Source organism: Alcanivorax sp. DSM 26293, from assembly GCF_900107995.1.
Lineage (GTDB): Bacteria > Pseudomonadota > Gammaproteobacteria > Pseudomonadales > Alcanivoracaceae > Alcanivorax.
In genome coordinates this window covers 346,228-361,420 of record NZ_FNUM01000002.1, presented here as the reverse complement: position 1 = coordinate 361,420, position 15,193 = coordinate 346,228, and the positions used below count along the sequence as shown (strand labels likewise).

Below are 15,193 nucleotides of genomic sequence, written 5' to 3'. Positions count from 1 at the left end.
CCAATATACCGTGCGTCGTTAATGGTTCTGAAATCAGCCTGCAGAGACCCTATCGACTCTTCAGATTCCAGACACCGGCGGCGACGATCAGCAGCGTGCCAATGAGGGTGGTCAGGATCAGGGTTTCTCCCCAGAACATCCAGCCGAGCAGAGCGGCCCAGACTACGGAGGAATAGTTGTAGACGCCTACCTGGCCCGGACGGGCGATTTGATAGGCGGTGGTCATGGCATATTGCCCGCCGGTGGCCACCAGGCCGATGCCGAACAGCCACAGATAATCCGTGCCAACAGGCAAGGTGCTGGCCCAGGGCAGGGGCAGGGCGGAAAACAGGGTGGCGAACAGGGCAAAGTAAAACACCACGCGCTGGGCCGGTTCCGATACCGCCATACGCCGAATGCTCACCTTGGCCACGCTCATGATGGCGGCACCGGCCAATGCCACCCACATCACCGGGTTCACGCTGCCACTGCCCACATCCATGATCACCGCAACCCCGGCAAACCCGCCGATGATGGCCAGCCAGGTGTGCAGACTGATGACTTCGCGCAGCCATAACCAGGCCACGATGGGCAGGAAAAACGGCACGGTCATCTTCACCAGTACGGCTTCCGCCAGGGCAATATGCCCGATGGTGTAGAAAAAGCAGAACATGGCGGTGACGCCGGTGAAGCCGCGGATCATGTGCAGATGCAGAAAGCGGGTGCGCAGCTGGCCGAAGCCGCCACGGGAGGCAATGATCGGAATCAGAATCAGCAGGCCGAACAGATTGCGGGCAAACACGATCACCTCGGTATCGAGGTGATCGGACAGGTGCTTGATCATGGCGGCCATGACCGCCAGCAGGCCCTCGCCAAGGACCAGTAGCAGGGCGCCTTTAAGAGGCTGGTCGTTCACGGGATTACTGGCTGGCCGGCAAGGGAGTGCCCCACAGGTCGTGCTCGTCAGCGTGTTCGATATTGACCTTCAGGCGCTGGCCAGGTTTCAGATCGCTTTCCCCGTTGAGATAGACCAGCCCGTCGATTTCCGGGGCATCCGCCTGGGAGCGGGCAATGGCGCCTTCCTCGTCCACTTCATCCACCAGGACTTCCAGGGTACGGCCGATTTTCTTTTGCAGCTTGGCAGCACTGATGCGTGCCTGCACATTCATGAACCGCTCGCGGCGCTCTTCCGCCACGTCCGGGTCCACCGGGTCGGGCAGGGCGTTGGCCGGCGCGCCTTCCACCGGGGAGTAGGTGAAACAACCCACACGGTCCAACTGGGCCTCCTCCAGCCAGTCCAGCAGTATTTCGAAATCCGCGTCGGTTTCACCGGGGAAGCCGGTGATGAAGGTGCTGCGCAGGGTAATATCCGGGCAGATTTCCCGCCAGCGACGAATGCGTTCCAGGGTGTTTTCGGCATGGGCTGGGCGCTTCATGTTCTTGAGAACACTGGGGCTGGCATGCTGAAAAGGAATATCCAGATAAGGCAGGATATGACCTTCGGCCATCATCGGGATGATGTCGTCCACATGCGGGTAGGGGTACACATAGTGCAGTCGTACCCAGGCACCCAGTTGGCCCAGCGCCTGACACATCTCCAGCATGCGGGTCTTTACCGGCATGCCTTGCCAGAACCCGGTCTGGTACTTGCGGTCCACTCCGTAGGCGCTGGTGTCCTGGCTGATAACCAGCAACTCCTGAACACCGGATTTCACCAGTCGTTCGGCCTCATCCATTACATCGCCGATGGGCCGTGAATCCAGTTTGCCACGCATGCTGGGGATAATGCAGAAACTGCACTTGTGATTGCAGCCTTCGGAAATTTTCAGATACGCGTAGTGACGGGGTGTCAGCTTGATACCCTGTGGCGGCACCAGGTCCAGGAAGGGGTCGTGGTTCTGGCTGGGTGGCACCACCTGGTGAACCGCGTTGACCACCTGTTCATATTGCTGGGGGCCTGTGACAGAGAGTACCGAGGGATGCACCTTGCGGATGGTATCCTCTTCCACGCCCATGCAACCGGTGACAATGACCTTGCCATTTTCGCTCAGGGCTTCACCAATGGTTTCCAGGGACTCCGCCTTGGCATCGTCGATAAAACCACAGGTGTTGACCACCACCACATCCGCATCGTCGTAACTGGGTGTGACCTCGTAGCCTTCCGTGCGAAGCTGGGTCAGAATACGTTCAGAGTCCACCAGGGCCTTGGGGCAACCCAGGCTGATGAAACCGACTTTACCGGACATAGTGATACCTCGAGATTGGCTGCCGTTCGCTGATGGCTGACACTGGCTGGGCGAACGGGGGCGCAATTCTACCGCCGTCACCGCTTTGAAGCCATGCCACAGGGCTGGTCTATCAGACAGGAGGTTTTTGATGCGCTGTTTTGTCGGCGTACCGGTGACCGGGCCCCTGGCCCGGGAATGCAAGGAGCTTGCCCTGGGGTTGCCGCGTGCCACCCCTCGACCCAATCTGCACATGACGTTGGCCTTTCTGGGGCAGTGCACCCCGGCTGGAGTGGCCCGGCTGTCTGCAGAATTACGGTCGTTGGCCGACCGCTTCGCGGCCTTTGACCTGACCTTTGATCGTTGTGAACCCTTCCCCGCAGAGCAGGGGCCATTCCTGGCGCTGACCGCTACCTGTTCAGAGGCGCTCAGCGCGCTGCATGAGGGGCTATGGGAATGTCTTGGCCGACAGGGCATTGATCGCGAACAGCGCGCCTTTCGCCCGCACATTACCCTGGCGAAGCCGGGGCTGGCCCTTGCGACGCAAACCGGCGCCTGGCAGTTGACCGTAGACCAGTTATGTTTGTACCAGAGTGAGTTGATCCAGGGGGAGGTTCCTACCTATCGGCCTCTCTCCCAGCACCCTTTGGCGGGGTGACAGGAAGCGGAATGAGGGATTGCCGGTTGAATTTTTCCTCGGCACCTGCAAGGTTGGAGCCTCTGCAAAACCGGACCCAAGGAGTCTTACCATGGAGCTAGTCAGTAACAGTCTCACCGATCAGGCTCCCATAGCTGAAAAGTTTGCCTTTGCGGTGATTGACCCGGACAACCATGTGGCCTTGTCCAGCAACATCAATCCTCATCTGGCCTGGAAAGGCGAGCCTGCAGGAACCCGTTCCTTCGCGGTGATCTGTCACGACCCGGATGTGCCCAGCGCCGGGGACGATGTGAACCAGGAAGACCGTGAGGTGCCTGCGGACTTGCCCCGGGTGGATTTTTATCACTGGACCCTTTTCGATATTCCCGCAGACCAGAGCGAAATCATGGAAGGCAGCCATTGTGAGGGGATCACCCCGCGGGGCAAGTCGGGACCGTCTGCTCCCCAGGGGCTGCGACATGGTCTCAATGACTACACCAGCTGGTTCGCCGGCGATGGTGAGATGGAGGGGAACTACTTCGGTTATGACGGCCCCTGTCCGCCCTGGAACGACAGTATCGTTCATCGCTACGTCTTTACTGTCTATGCCCTGGATGTGGACAAGCTGCCGGTGGCAGATGACATGAGCGGAGCGGCGATTGTGGCCGCCCTTGAAGGGCATGTGCTGGACAAGGCCAGTATCACGGTGAGCTACACACTGAATCCGCGACTGGCGGACTGAACCTGCCATGTGCAGACACAAAAAAGGCCGCTTTCGCGGCCTTTTTTGTAGACCCTTCGGCGAGGGTCTGAATTGGTCGGAATAGCAGGATTCGAACCTGCGACCCCTACGTCCCGAACGTAGTGCTCTACCAGGCTGAGCTATATTCCGGATCTTGTGCTGGCGCATTCTAGCAGCGAAATTTCAAAATACCATACCTAAATAACCGTCGCCGGCCTGTTTGCGCAGATTCTGGTCAACGACGGGCAGGGCAGGCAGAATGCGCCGCCTGAACGACACAACCGGGAACGGCATGACAACCTTTGAGCACCCCTGGGGCCGATTGACACTGCAGCGCTGGCCCCGACGCCGCAATGACCCTCTGCAAGCCTGGGATAATGCGGATCTCTACCTGCTGAATACCTTGAAAGCGCGGGCGCTTGGGCCGTCCACGCTGGTGGTGAATGATCAGCAGGGAGCATTGGCATTGGCTTCACTTCAGCAGGGGCCTGTGGTGAGTACCGGCGATTCTTTTCTGGCCCGGCGGGCCCGCTGTCATAACCGGGATCTGAACGGGCTGCCGGAGGAGGGGAGGCATCTGTGGCCCTTCGATCCTCTCCCGGAGTCTCCGGATCAGGTGATCATGCGGGTTCCCAAGTCATTGGCATTGCTGGAATGGCAGTTGCAGTGGCTGAGTGAGCAGCTGGCAAAAGACACGCCGGTCTGGCTGTCGGGGATGGACAAGCACCTGCCTCGCCAGCTGGTGCCGTTGATGCAACTGTATCTGGGCAATGGTCGGGCAGAGCTGGGCTGGAAAAAAGCCCGCTTGTTCAGTGCCGTGGCGCCTGGTGAGCGGCTGGCCGAGGCGCCGTACCCCACCGCGGTGGAGGGCCCCATGGGGCCGTTGACGGTGCATGCGGGCGTGTTTGCCCAGCAGCAGCAGGATATCGGGGCGCGGTTTTTCCTCGAGCACCTTCCCGGCACTCTGTCAGCGGGGACCAAGGTGGCGGATCTTGGCTGCGGCAACGGGGTGATCGGGCTATCGCTGCTTCAGGCACATCCGAGCAGTCATCTGGTGTTCTGCGACGAATCCTGGCTGGCCCTGCAAAGCGCCCGTGACAATGTGGCCAGGTATTGCCCGGAAAGCACCTGCGACTTTCATCTTGGTGATGGCCTGGCCGAGTACGATGAGCGTTTTGATCTGATCCTTCTCAACCCGCCGTTTCATGAAGGGCATGTGGTCGGTGATCACGTGGCGCGGCGGTTGTTCCGGCAATCGAAACAGGCGCTGAACACTGGCGGAGAACTGCGGGTGATCGGTAATCGCCATCTGGGCTACCACAAATTACTGGGCAAGCTGTTTGGCAAGGTAGAGGTGTTGGGCAGCAACCAGAAATTCGTCGTTTGGCGCTGTTCGTAGGGTGCACTGAGCCTGGGGCGAACTGCACCGAACCGGCGCTCGAATGGTGCAGTTCGCCTTAGGCTCAGTGCACCCTACATTTTCCGATTCCCCGTTGTGCGGCCCTATAGGACGATTTCTTCAAACGAGCTCACTACCCGGTGCTGGCTTTCCCCCTGACTGCCTTCCCGGTCCAGTCGGATTGTCTGGAATCCAGCTTCCGCGGCCGCATCAAGCTCTGCTTCTATATCCGACAGGAACAGCAATTGTTCCGCCGGCAAACCGATGGCCTGCTGAATCGTGCGGTAGCTGTCTACTTCCTGTTTATGCCCGGAGGTGGTGTCGAAATAACCGGAGAGCAGGCCTGTCAGATCCCCCGCATCGCTATAGCCGAAGAACAGCTGCTGGGCGGCAATGGAACCGGAAGAATAGACATACAGGTCCAGTCCCTGCTGCTTCCAGGCTCGCAGGGCCGCGGCGGTATCCGGGTAGAGGTGAGCGGTGTAATCCCCATTTTGATAGCCGGCCTTCCAGATCATTCCCTGCAGGGCTTTTAGCGGTGTGGCCTTGCGGTCCTCACTGATCCACTGCTGGAAGAGGGCATTGGCGGCGGCCGGACTGCCCAGACTCTGGCCGCTTTCCTGCTCGGCCGCTCGCAGCTGAGCCTGTACCTCCGGTTTGTCCCAGTGCATTTCCAGAAACCGCGGGAATTGCCTGGCAGCATAGGGAAACAGCACTTCCTTGACGAAGGAAATGCTGCTGGTGGTGCCTTCAATGTCGGTGACAATTGCCTTGATCATGGGGATCCTTACTTTCAAGCCTCAACAGGCTCTGCAGGGGCGGAGCGTTGCGAACAAGCACTGAAGTGACGAGTGATCCGGTGCAAGTTTCGAAAGGCAAAGGTCTGATGCTCGTGTTTGGATTTCGCAACTCGCAACTCGCAACTCGCAACTCGCAACTCGATCGCTTCGCGACTCAAGCGTCGCTCCTGCAGGCAGCGAGGTGATTAGCCCAAACGGTTGAACCGCTGTGCGATATCGCTACCGGTAAAATTGGCCACCCAGCCCTCCGGATTATTGAACAGGCGGATGGCCACGAAGCGCGGATTGGACCCCATATCAAACCAGTGCGGCGTGTTGGCAGGAACGCTGATCAGGTCCCCCTTGGTGCAGAGCACCTCGTAGACACGCTCGCCGATGTGCAGGGTAAACAGGCCCTGGCCTTCCACGAAAAAACGTACCTCGTCTTCACTGTGTCGATGTTCTTCCAGAAACTTCTGACGGAAAGCCGCCTTTTCCGGGTGATCGGGCACCATGCTGACCACGTCCACAGTCTGGTAGCCTTCATCCGCGATCAAGCGATCGATATCTGCCTTGTAGGCGGCAATCACTTCTTCCTGCTGCGGATTATCCGACAACTCTTGTGTGGCCTGCCATTGCTCATAGCGAATGCCTGCATCGGCCAACACTTTGGCCATGGCTGCCTTGTCAGTCAGGTGTTGTTCAAGGGTGTCAGGCTGACTGTCTTGAAAGATTTTCAGTTCGCTCATGGGGTCATACTCCTTGCAAACGGCGACGATCCAGCTCTACGGCGAGCAAGGTCTCCAGCGCTTCAAGTTGACGGTAACAGGTGGGTAAATCCCGTGCCCAGGTGTAAAGGCCATGACCGCGGATCAGGTAGGCATGGCTAATGCCATCGTCCGCCATGGCGGCATCCACCTGATCGGCCAGGGTGGCGATGTCCTGGGTATTATCAAACACAGGAATCCGTAGCCGGCTGTCATGGGTGGTATAGCCGTCCAGAGCCTTGAGCAGCTCATAGCCTTCCAGGGTGATGCTGTTGGCAGGCCAGTGCATGGTCAGCACGGTACTGGCATGGCTGTGGGTATGCAGGACAGCCCCCACGTTGTCATGGCGACGGTAAAGCTGTGTGTGCAGCAGGGTTTCGGCCGAGGGTTTGCCATCGCTGACGGACTGGCCATCCATGTCCACGGCCATGATATCGGTTTCCTGCAGCAGGCCCTTGTCCTTGCCGGAACGGGTAATGGCAGCATGGGTGGCATTCAGGCGCACGGAGTAGTTGCTACTGGTGGCCGGCGACCAGCCATGTTGATAGATACGCTGTCCCACGGCGGCCAGAGCCCGGGCAGCTTCACGGTAATCGGCAGTAGAGTAGGGGCGATCAGTCATGCGGTTATCCACGAAGATGGGCCATCAGTGTAGCGGTGCTGGGGTTCTGGATCACGCCTCGCTCGGTGACGATGGCGGAGATCAACGCAGCCGGGGTGACATCAAATGCCGGGTTGTACACGGGACAATGGGCTGGCGCCAGGGTCTTGCCCTGAATGCTTCGGACTTCGCTACCGTCGCGCTCTTCGATGACAATATGGCTGCCGTCCGGGAGTTCCGCATCCAGAGTCGACAATGGCGCTGCCACGATAAAGGGAATGCCATGGTGACGCGCCAGGACGGCCAGATTGTAGGTGCCGATCTTGTTGGCCGTATCGCCATTGGCAGTAATGCGGTCTGCGCCCACGATCACGGCCTGTATCTTGCCCTGCTGCATGAGCTGACCTGCGGCACTGTCTGCCACCAGGGTAACGGGAATGCCATCATTGAGCAGCTCCCAGCTAGTCAGGCGACTGCCTTGCAACCAGGGCCGGGTTTCTCCGGCGTAGACTTCCTGCAGGTTTCCCCGCGCCCACGCCGTACGGATGATGCCGAGCGCTGTCCCATGGCCGCCGGTCGCCAGGGCACCGGTGTTGCAGTGCGTGTAGACACTGGCGTTGTCTGGGAGCAGGTCTGCACCCAGCTCGCCCATGCGCTGATTGGCTGCCAGGTCTTCTTCGTGGATGGCCTGGGCATCCGTTTTCAGGGCGTTGACCAGGGCTTCTCCGGACTGTTCACCGGCCAGCCTCTGCAGGCGCTCAAGGGCCCAGAACAGGTTGACGGCGGTTGGCCGGCTGGCGGCCAGAGTGGCAATGGCCGGGGCCAGCGCTGCTGCTGATGCACTATCACCCAGGCGTGCGGCTTCCAATGCCAGGCCATAGGCGGCGGTAATGCCGATGGCAGGTGCGCCGCGGACCACCATGTCCCGAATGGCGCTGGCGGCATCATCGCTGCCATGCACAGGCAGCCAAACGGTCTCCGCGGGCAGTCGCCGCTGATCCAGTAACTCAAGGTGGTCGTCATGCCAACGGATGGCAGCGCTATTAATCGCCATCGGTGATGTCCTCATCGTGTCCGTCAGGGTGTTTCAGCGGTGTTCTGTGGTATTTGCGACGTATCCAGTTGGCAGCCCGGAACACCCCAGGGCGGCGCATGATAGCGCGTTCCAACCGGTATTTCCCTGGAAAGGTGCTGGCCATCAGGGCGATCAGAATGGTGAGCAGCCCTTGCCCGGGAAGCACCAGCATCAGGATGCCGGCTACCAGCAATACTACCGCGATCACGTTTCGAATCACCCAGAAAAACCAGGCAAGAGGGCCGCGATGAGCGTGTGGCAAGTAGCTTTCGGTGAAGTAATTCGCAGGCATGCGCAGCAGCAGCCAGGGAATGGCAACACAGGAGGCCAGAGCCATGATAAACCCGGTGATTGTGAGTGCGGGCACCCAGGGTTCCAGTTGCTGGGCCAAGGGCGCCAGCCAGGCAGGTAACTCTGCGTTCAATGGGCCTCCGGTTTGCGGTGCTGTGCAGAGAGAGTGTGCCGCGTACAATGCGGCTATGCTCGGGGATTTTCAATCCCGCAAATGTCACTTTTATCCTCACATACCCCTAGGAGAATCTGTTATGGCCCAGGCCGGACAACTCATACTGGCAGCGCTCATCGGGCTGTTGATTGGCGCTATGCTGGGTTTGGGGCTCTGGCGGTTATGGTTGGCCCGTCGCCAGGCAAGGGAAACGCGAGCCCAGCAGGTGCATATCATTGAGAGCCTGGAGGTGTTATGTCGCGCCGTAGAGCAGAAACAGGTGGAGCTGAGTGAAGCCTCCATTCGCATCAGCGCGTTGCTTGACTGCCTGCCTGACAGCATTGAACCGAAGGTAGATCTTGCTGCCATTCACCAGTTTGCCGAGACGTGCCGCCAGTTTGACCGTGGTGAGCAGCGGCAGGAACTCACGCCGCGAGCCCGTTTCCAGCAGGACTCCCGTCGCTGGCAAATGGAAGAGGACCAGAATGAAGTAATCAATCAGGCGACTCGGCGGTTGGCCAAGGTGCTGCCGGCCTGGCGCAGTGGATTGGGAATCCAGGGAGGCGCTGAATAATGCCTTGTTTACCCAATCTCTGAGGCATGACACGCAAGGTGTAATTCAGAGGCTACCGGGTTACGGGGTGCTCGCGAGATATCTGAATGAGGTCATTTCAATACGCCCCCGTACGAACAGATTCTCCTGATGATCCATGCGGACCATGAAGTAATCCAGCTCTCTGGCGGCCCAGAATCGTGAACGTTTGCTGCGCTCAGGGTAATCCCTCTCGATGCTGGCTGCATCCCACTCGCCAGCGGGGGTCTCCAAGCTTTCCTCTCCCAGAGAGCGATACTGATAGTGCGTCATGCCATCAGGTTCCGCCACCTGATAGCTGAATGCGGTATCGCCTCTGGCCATATTGCAGCGTGCCATCATGGCCACGCTGAGTGCATCCAGCGCATTGTCCACTAAAGGGTAAACGGCCTTGCTTCCTTGCGCTTGGCCTTCTTTCCAGTCAAAGCGGATTTCGCCTTCCCGGCGCATGCCAAAACCGGCGCTGGCATGACGATAGTGATACGGACGGGCACTACAGTCATGCCAGCGGAAGGTGGCAATTTCTTCATGTTGAAATAGTCGGTTTTCAATTTGGAAGTGCAGTTGGTAATCCTGATCACTCTGCGTCAGGCGAATGGTGGCATCGAGGCCTAGCGGGATACCATTGACGACAACCCGGTACTGGGCTTCAGCGGGTTGCAGTGTCATCGGGAAGGACGAGATCGGGGGCTCTGCTTCCGCGAAAAGTGACTGGGACGCCAGAAGAACCAGGCCCGTCAGCAGCCGTAAGGGCCTGAAAATTACAGTAAGATTCGCCACTTTCCCTGTGTCCGCCAGTTAAACGAATATGGATCATAGCACGCTACACATCGCCTTCGAGGCATCACCTCCGCTTCAGCAATCCATTGAGCAATTTATTGATGGCATGCTGGCTGCCCCGCACCGTTGTCATCTGGCACAACTGGATGCGCTGGTCGCGCCTTTTGTTGATGAGGTGCTGTCGGTGTTCTTCAAAGGTCCCCTCGAAGCCGCTCAAGCAAAGGGCGCTTCGGCAAGGCTGATTCTGGGTGCCATGCGTGTCATCAACCGCTCGGCGGACAGTCTCATTGGGCGGTTGCTGAAAAATACCACCGTCGCTGAACAGCTTGCCCTGGCGCGGTACTTTTCGAATTTGCGCTATTACCAGCAGGACAGGCTGTATGTGGCCTATCCGCTAAGCCCATCAATGGCTGAAAAAGCCAGCCTGGTGTTCCAGGCCAGCCTGCAGGGTGAAGAGGACATGGCGGCACTGCTTGACGTGTTGCAGGCCATCAATGACGGGGCGATCACTCATTTTATGGATAACTCTGTAGCTTGTCTGGCATTGGGGCGAGTAAACCGTGCACTCGTCGCCGCTGCTCGTGTTACAATTTGTAAAGCTACATCGTCCGCCACCCACAAAGGGCTGCCGGGCATGGAGGCCAGCGCCAGGAAGGCGGTGGTACATTATTTTGATCAGATGCTGATACGGTTCGATGATGGATAGCAGGGAAAATCGCGGCGCCAATCGTCGCAAGCTGGCACGAATCCACACCCAGATGCGGGTGGACATCTTTCGACATCGCCTGATTGGTGGGTGGCGCTTTCTTACCCGCGCCAAGGCCATGGACTATAACCGTTACGGCGTTGGACTGACGTCTCCGGTGAGTTTGTCGCCGGGAACCCGCCTCAAGCTGGATCTCTATGCGCCGGGCATGATCTTGCGACAGGTCTCTGCCGAGGTCGTCAGTTGCCAGCGGGTAGGGCAGGCGTACCGTATTGGGCTTCGCACCTACTCCAATCTGCGTGAACTGGCGGGCGATGCTCGCCAGCATCAGATTCGCTATCTGGCAGGTATGGAAGAACAGCTTTTACCCCAAGGGTAACCGCTTCATGAAAACAAAAAAGCCGCCCTTGGGCGGCTTTTTTGGTTGCGGGCAGCTTAGCTGCCGGAGGAGGGCGCTGCTGCTTTCTTCTTGGCAGGTGCGCGCTTGGCAGCCGCTTTCTTCTTGGTTGCTGCTTTCTTGGCGGGGGCCTTTTTGGCAGCGGATTTCTTTTTCGCAGGTGCCTTGCGAGTGGCGGCTTTCTTCGTTGCAGCGGCCTTTTTCTTGGCAGGCGCCTTGCGGGTAGCTGCCTTCTTGGGGGCGACTTTGCGTTCGATTTCCTTGGCCCGCTTTTCCAGGTCTTTTTCGTACTGGCCGATCACCCGTGACAGGCTGTGTGCCTGTTTGGCGGTGGCTTTCAGCACGCGAACCTCGGTTTCCAGAATACGCTTGCGGCCTTCTGAGGCTTCAACCTGCTTGCGGGCATCCTCGGCTGCCTTGCGAGCCCGCTCAATCTGCTTCTTGACGGTAGCAGTGGCTCGTTCACGGTATTCAGCCTGGAGCTTTTCAAGCTTGGCGAAGTACTCCCGTTGGCGCTTCATTTCCTGGTTCAGGCGATCGCGCACCTTCTCCAGTTGTTTCTCAAGTTGACTGATCTGTTTCTCGCGTTCCTTGTCGAAGCGCTCAGCCAGCTTGCGAATCTGAGCCTGAAGTTCCTCGACAGTATCTTTCACCTTGCTAGCAGCCATGGATGACTCCCTTTCCCCTTCGGATTGTTCGTAGTGGCTTTGTGCCGGAGAGCAGCAATGCCCTGTTTCAATGCTAACGTGCAACGCCGTTGCTGTAGCAACTTTATGCCACATCCCAGCACTGAACAACCATTGATCAATTTCCTGATCACGCGAATGGCAATTTTTCTCGATCAGTAACCTTTGAATGACGGTGAAAGGGCTGTTGCGAATTGCTGACCTGCACAGGATACTGGGCTAAATACTCTGACCATGAGAGCCATGATGCCGGTTTCCTTTGATGGCAAGTTGGTTGTAGCGATCAGCTCACGCGCCCTGTTCAACCTGGCTGACAGCCATCGGGTCTATCTGGAAGAGGGGCTTGAGGCCTTTCAGGATTACCAGACCCGCCACGAGGATGATGTACTGGAACCGGGGGATGCCTTCCCTCTGGTGCAGAAATTGCTGGCCATCAATGAGCTGAAGGAAGGCAAGGGCCGGGTCGAAGTGATCCTGTTGTCACGCAACAGTTCGGATACCGGGCTGCGGGTCTTCAATTCCATTGAACACTACGGGCTGCCCATTACCCGCGCTGCCTTCGCAGGGGGGCAGAGCCCACACCGCTATGTCTCTGCCTTCGGCGCGCATCTGTTTCTCTCAACCGATCCGGACGATGTGCAGCAGGTACTTGAAGCGGGTTACGCCGCCGCGACGATCCTTTCCGGCGGGCAGTGCCAGCGCCCGGATGGCATCTTGCGGATCGCCTTTGACGGTGATGCCGTGTTGTTTTCCGATGAGTCTGAACAGATTTTCCAGAGTGATGGACTCGAAGCCTTTACCGAAAACGAGAAGCGCTCGGCCCGCCAGCCGCTGGACGGGGGGCCTTTCAAACCCTTCCTGGCGGCCTTGCATCAACTCCAGAACAGTTTCCCAGTGGAATCTTGCCCGATCCGTACCGCGCTGGTGACCGCTCGGGGCGCCCCCGCCCATGAGCGCGTGGTACGAACCCTGCGCGACTGGAATATCCGTCTGGATGAAAGCCTGTTTTTAGGCGGGTTGGCGAAAGGGGATTTTCTGCGGGCATTCGGTGCGGACGTGTTCTTCGATGATCAGCAGGGCCACTGTGAATCAGCTGCCCACCATGTGGCCGCCGGGCATGTTCCCCATGGCGTGGCAAATCGGCGCAAAAGCGGCGAGGGCTGAAGCCTGTGTAGCCTTCCGGTTTTTCGGATTCCCGTAGGAACCCAGGCTTGCATGGCGAACAGCTGCCATCGCAAGCCGGTTCGCCATGCAGCATGGGCTCCTACGTCTCTATTACTGGGGCTTTCCTTCAAAACACCGCATATTTGACCCCCAACGCCAACAGCACTGTGACCAACAGCGGATGCATGATATGGCTGGGTACCCGGTGCCCCACGTGGGTACCGATATAAATTGCCGGCAGGGACCCCATCAGCAGGGCTAACAGCAGACCCGGATCTACATGCCCCAGTGCCAGGTGGCCCAGGCCGGCGACGAGAGTCAGCGGGACCGCATGGGCCAGATCGGTGCCCACCACTTTAACGGGTGCCAGGGCAGGGTAGAGAATCAGCAAGACGGCTGTACCGATGGCGCCGGCACCCACAGAGGACAGGGTCACGAAAACCCCCAACAGAATCCCCATGGCCACCGTCCATGCCTCGGCCCGCTGCTGTACGGCCCTCATTAAGCTGGCCGATTGCGGGTTCGCCAGGGCCTGCAGACGATGCTTGAACAGTAGCACCAGAGCGGTGACGATCAGGGTGATGCCCAATGCCGTTGTCAGTAACGGGGCATAGTCACCAGCATCAGATGCCAGTAACCACAGCGCTGCAGCGGTGAGCAAGGCGGCCGGGATGCTGCCGGCAGCCATGCGCTTCAAAATGGTCCAGTCAACGTTGCCGCGACGGGCATGTATGACCATACCGGATGACTTGGTAATAGCGGCATAAAGCAGGTCGGTGCCAATGGCAACCTGGGGCGGGAAACCGAACAGGAGCAGCAGTGGCGTCATCAACGACCCGCCTCCGACTCCGGTCAGGCCAACGGCAAAACCGACCAAGGCACCGGCGCCTATATAGAGAAACAGCTCCGGTTGCAGTAGCGGCATAAAGTGACTCCATATGGGGAGAATGACTTGACGGGGACACTGTAAAGACGGTTATCTATGCTTTGAACGAATAATTATTCATATTTTTATAACCAGGTTAGGTTGCCGTTACGAAAACCCCACACCGGGTGGCGACGGATCCGGGAGCCGTGTTCAGATTGCGGAGGCAAGGATGAAATTGCAGCAATTACGCTACATTTGGGAAGTGGCCCGCCATGATCTGAATGTATCTGCCACTGCCGCGGCCCTTTTCACGTCCCAGCCGGGAATCAGCAAGCAGATTCGCATGCTTGAGGATGAACTCGGCGTTGAAGTCTTTGCCCGCAGCGGCAAGCATTTGACCCATATCACCCCGGCAGGCCAGGCGATCCTGAAGATTGCCGGAGAGATTCTTCAGCAGACAGAATCGATTCGTCGTGTCTCCCAGGAATTCCGTGATGAATCCCGCGGTGAACTGAGCATCGCCACCACCCATACCCAGGCCCGTTATGCGCTGCCGCCGGTGATACAGCAGTTCACCGGGCGGTTCCCGGATGTTTCCCTGCATATGCATCAGGGCACGCCGATGCAGATTTCCGAGATGGCCGCCAATGGCAGCGTGGATTTCGCCATTGCCACGGAAGCCCTGGATCTGTTCACGGACCTGGTCATGATGCCCTGTTATCGCTGGAACCGAACCGTGGTGGTGCCGGAGGGACACCCGCTGACCAAGGTCAAACCGTTGACCCTGGAAGCGCTGGCGGAGTACCCCATTGTCACCTATGTGTTCGGTTTCACGGGGCGCAGCAAGCTGGACGATGCCTTTGTCGATAAGGGGCTGGAACCGAAGGTGGTGTTCACCGCTGCAGATGCGGACGTGATCAAAACCTACGTCCGCCTGGGCATGGGGGTGGGTATCATCGCCCATATGGCCGTGGACCCGGTGGAGGACAAGGGCCTGGTCGCGCTGGATGCCGGCCATCTGTTCGAATCCAGCACCACACGCATTGGTTTCCGTAAGGGCACCTTCCTGCGCGGGTTCATGTATGACTTTCTGGAGGCCTTTGCTCCCCACCTCACCCGTGATCTGGTGGATGCTGCCATCAAGGCCCCCAACCGGGAAGAAAGAGAGGCGCTTTTCGAGGGCATTGAGCTGCCCATACGCTAACCCCTCAGAACTGCTCAAGGTTGCCGTTGGTGTCCTGCCTGCAAGGTGAAGAGTCTCGGCAGCACTGGCGGCCTTCCCCGTGCCAGCCTGGCCAGCAAGGCTCTCACAGGCTAAACCAGGCTGAATGTGGCCAGTCGTTGCAAAGCG

General features: G+C 58.6%; 18 protein-coding genes and 1 tRNA gene. 8 read left to right on the top strand and 11 right to left on the bottom strand.

Features of this window, described 5'->3' with window-relative positions; all coding sequences use genetic code 11:
* Positions 1-49: 49 nt before the first annotated feature.
* Positions 50-895 carry a DMT family transporter gene (locus tag C4S63_RS05215; protein WP_062816093.1) on the bottom strand — a complete coding sequence of 282 codons (846 nt, stop codon included), beginning with the start codon at positions 893-895 and terminating at the stop codon, positions 50-52.
* Between the two features lie 4 nt (positions 896-899).
* Positions 900-2,225 carry a 30S ribosomal protein S12 methylthiotransferase RimO gene (gene rimO, locus C4S63_RS05210; protein WP_062816092.1) on the bottom strand — a complete coding sequence of 442 codons (1,326 nt, stop codon included), beginning with the start codon at positions 2,223-2,225 and terminating at the stop codon, positions 900-902.
* 130 nt (positions 2,226-2,355) lie between these two features.
* Between rimO and thpR the strand changes: the two genes are divergently transcribed.
* Entirely contained in the window at positions 2,356-2,862 is a 507-nt protein-coding gene (gene thpR / locus C4S63_RS05205; RefSeq protein WP_103916922.1) for an RNA 2',3'-cyclic phosphodiesterase, read from the top strand.
* 91 nt (positions 2,863-2,953) lie between these two features.
* Positions 2,954-3,583, top strand: a complete 630-nt coding sequence (locus C4S63_RS05200; RefSeq protein ID WP_103916921.1) for a YbhB/YbcL family Raf kinase inhibitor-like protein — start codon at positions 2,954-2,956, stop codon at positions 3,581-3,583.
* A 73-nt stretch (positions 3,584-3,656) separates the two neighbouring features.
* Here C4S63_RS05200 and C4S63_RS05195 read toward each other — a convergent pair.
* Positions 3,657-3,733, bottom strand: a tRNA-Pro gene (locus tag C4S63_RS05195).
* A 142-nt stretch (positions 3,734-3,875) separates the two neighbouring features.
* Between C4S63_RS05195 and C4S63_RS05190 the strand changes: the two genes are divergently transcribed.
* Positions 3,876-4,982 carry a methyltransferase gene (locus C4S63_RS05190; RefSeq protein ID WP_103917059.1) on the top strand — a complete coding sequence of 369 codons (1,107 nt, stop codon included), beginning with the start codon at positions 3,876-3,878 and terminating at the stop codon, positions 4,980-4,982.
* A gap of 104 nt (positions 4,983-5,086) precedes the next feature.
* On the opposite strand, the gene mtnC is transcribed toward C4S63_RS05190, so the two are convergent.
* The 5 genes from mtnC to C4S63_RS05165 form a co-directional block, all read right to left on the bottom strand.
* Positions 5,087-5,761 carry an acireductone synthase gene (mtnC, locus tag C4S63_RS05185; RefSeq protein WP_103916920.1) on the bottom strand — a complete coding sequence of 225 codons (675 nt, stop codon included), beginning with the start codon at positions 5,759-5,761 and terminating at the stop codon, positions 5,087-5,089.
* Positions 5,762-5,967: 206 nt separating this feature from the next.
* Entirely contained in the window at positions 5,968-6,510 is a 543-nt protein-coding gene (locus C4S63_RS05180; protein ID WP_103916919.1) for an acireductone dioxygenase, read from the bottom strand.
* A 4-nt stretch (positions 6,511-6,514) separates the two neighbouring features.
* Positions 6,515-7,150: a methylthioribulose 1-phosphate dehydratase gene (locus C4S63_RS05175; protein ID WP_103916918.1), complete on the bottom strand. Its 636-nt coding sequence runs from the start codon at positions 7,148-7,150 to the stop codon at positions 6,515-6,517.
* Positions 7,151-7,154: 4 nt separating this feature from the next.
* Positions 7,155-8,183 (bottom strand): S-methyl-5-thioribose-1-phosphate isomerase, encoded by a 1,029-nt coding sequence (gene mtnA / locus C4S63_RS05170; protein ID WP_103916917.1) that lies wholly within the window; start codon positions 8,181-8,183, stop codon positions 7,155-7,157.
* Positions 8,173-8,628 carry a PGPGW domain-containing protein gene (locus C4S63_RS05165; RefSeq protein ID WP_103916916.1) on the bottom strand — a complete coding sequence of 152 codons (456 nt, stop codon included), beginning with the start codon at positions 8,626-8,628 and terminating at the stop codon, positions 8,173-8,175. The genes mtnA and C4S63_RS05165 overlap by 11 nt, the downstream gene beginning before the upstream one ends.
* Positions 8,629-8,749: 121 nt before the next feature.
* Between C4S63_RS05165 and C4S63_RS05160 the strand changes: the two genes are divergently transcribed.
* Entirely contained in the window at positions 8,750-9,223 is a 474-nt protein-coding gene (locus C4S63_RS05160) for a DUF2489 domain-containing protein (RefSeq protein WP_103916915.1), read from the top strand.
* Between the two features lie 60 nt (positions 9,224-9,283).
* On the opposite strand, the gene C4S63_RS05155 is transcribed toward C4S63_RS05160, so the two are convergent.
* Positions 9,284-10,021: a DUF3108 domain-containing protein gene (locus C4S63_RS05155; protein WP_234999939.1), complete on the bottom strand. Its 738-nt coding sequence runs from the start codon at positions 10,019-10,021 to the stop codon at positions 9,284-9,286.
* Between the two features lie 28 nt (positions 10,022-10,049).
* On the opposite strand from C4S63_RS05155, the gene C4S63_RS05150 reads away from it, so the two are divergent.
* A complete protein-coding gene (locus C4S63_RS05150) occupies positions 10,050-10,727 on the top strand; it encodes a hypothetical protein (protein ID WP_103916914.1) in 678 nt (225 codons plus the stop codon).
* A complete protein-coding gene (locus tag C4S63_RS05145) occupies positions 10,717-11,106 on the top strand; it encodes a PilZ domain-containing protein (RefSeq protein ID WP_231866101.1) in 390 nt (129 codons plus the stop codon). Before C4S63_RS05150 ends, C4S63_RS05145 begins: the two co-directional genes overlap by 11 nt.
* 56 nt (positions 11,107-11,162) lie before the next feature.
* On the opposite strand, the gene C4S63_RS17355 is transcribed toward C4S63_RS05145, so the two are convergent.
* Complete coding sequence (locus C4S63_RS17355) at positions 11,163-11,792, bottom strand: hypothetical protein (protein ID WP_160052719.1); 630 nt, start codon at positions 11,790-11,792, stop codon at positions 11,163-11,165.
* A 264-nt stretch (positions 11,793-12,056) separates the two neighbouring features.
* On the opposite strand from C4S63_RS17355, the gene C4S63_RS05135 reads away from it, so the two are divergent.
* Positions 12,057-12,974 carry a 5'-nucleotidase gene (locus tag C4S63_RS05135; protein ID WP_103917057.1) on the top strand — a complete coding sequence of 306 codons (918 nt, stop codon included), beginning with the start codon at positions 12,057-12,059 and terminating at the stop codon, positions 12,972-12,974.
* A 127-nt stretch (positions 12,975-13,101) separates the two neighbouring features.
* Here C4S63_RS05135 and C4S63_RS05130 read toward each other — a convergent pair whose 3' ends face one another.
* A complete protein-coding gene (locus C4S63_RS05130; RefSeq protein WP_103916912.1) occupies positions 13,102-13,899 on the bottom strand; it encodes a sulfite exporter TauE/SafE family protein in 798 nt (265 codons plus the stop codon).
* Between the two features lie 172 nt (positions 13,900-14,071).
* On the opposite strand from C4S63_RS05130, the gene cysB reads away from it, so the two are divergent.
* Positions 14,072-15,046 (top strand): HTH-type transcriptional regulator CysB, encoded by a 975-nt coding sequence (cysB, locus tag C4S63_RS05125; protein ID WP_103916911.1) that lies wholly within the window; start codon positions 14,072-14,074, stop codon positions 15,044-15,046.
* Positions 15,047-15,193 lie beyond the last annotated feature (147 nt).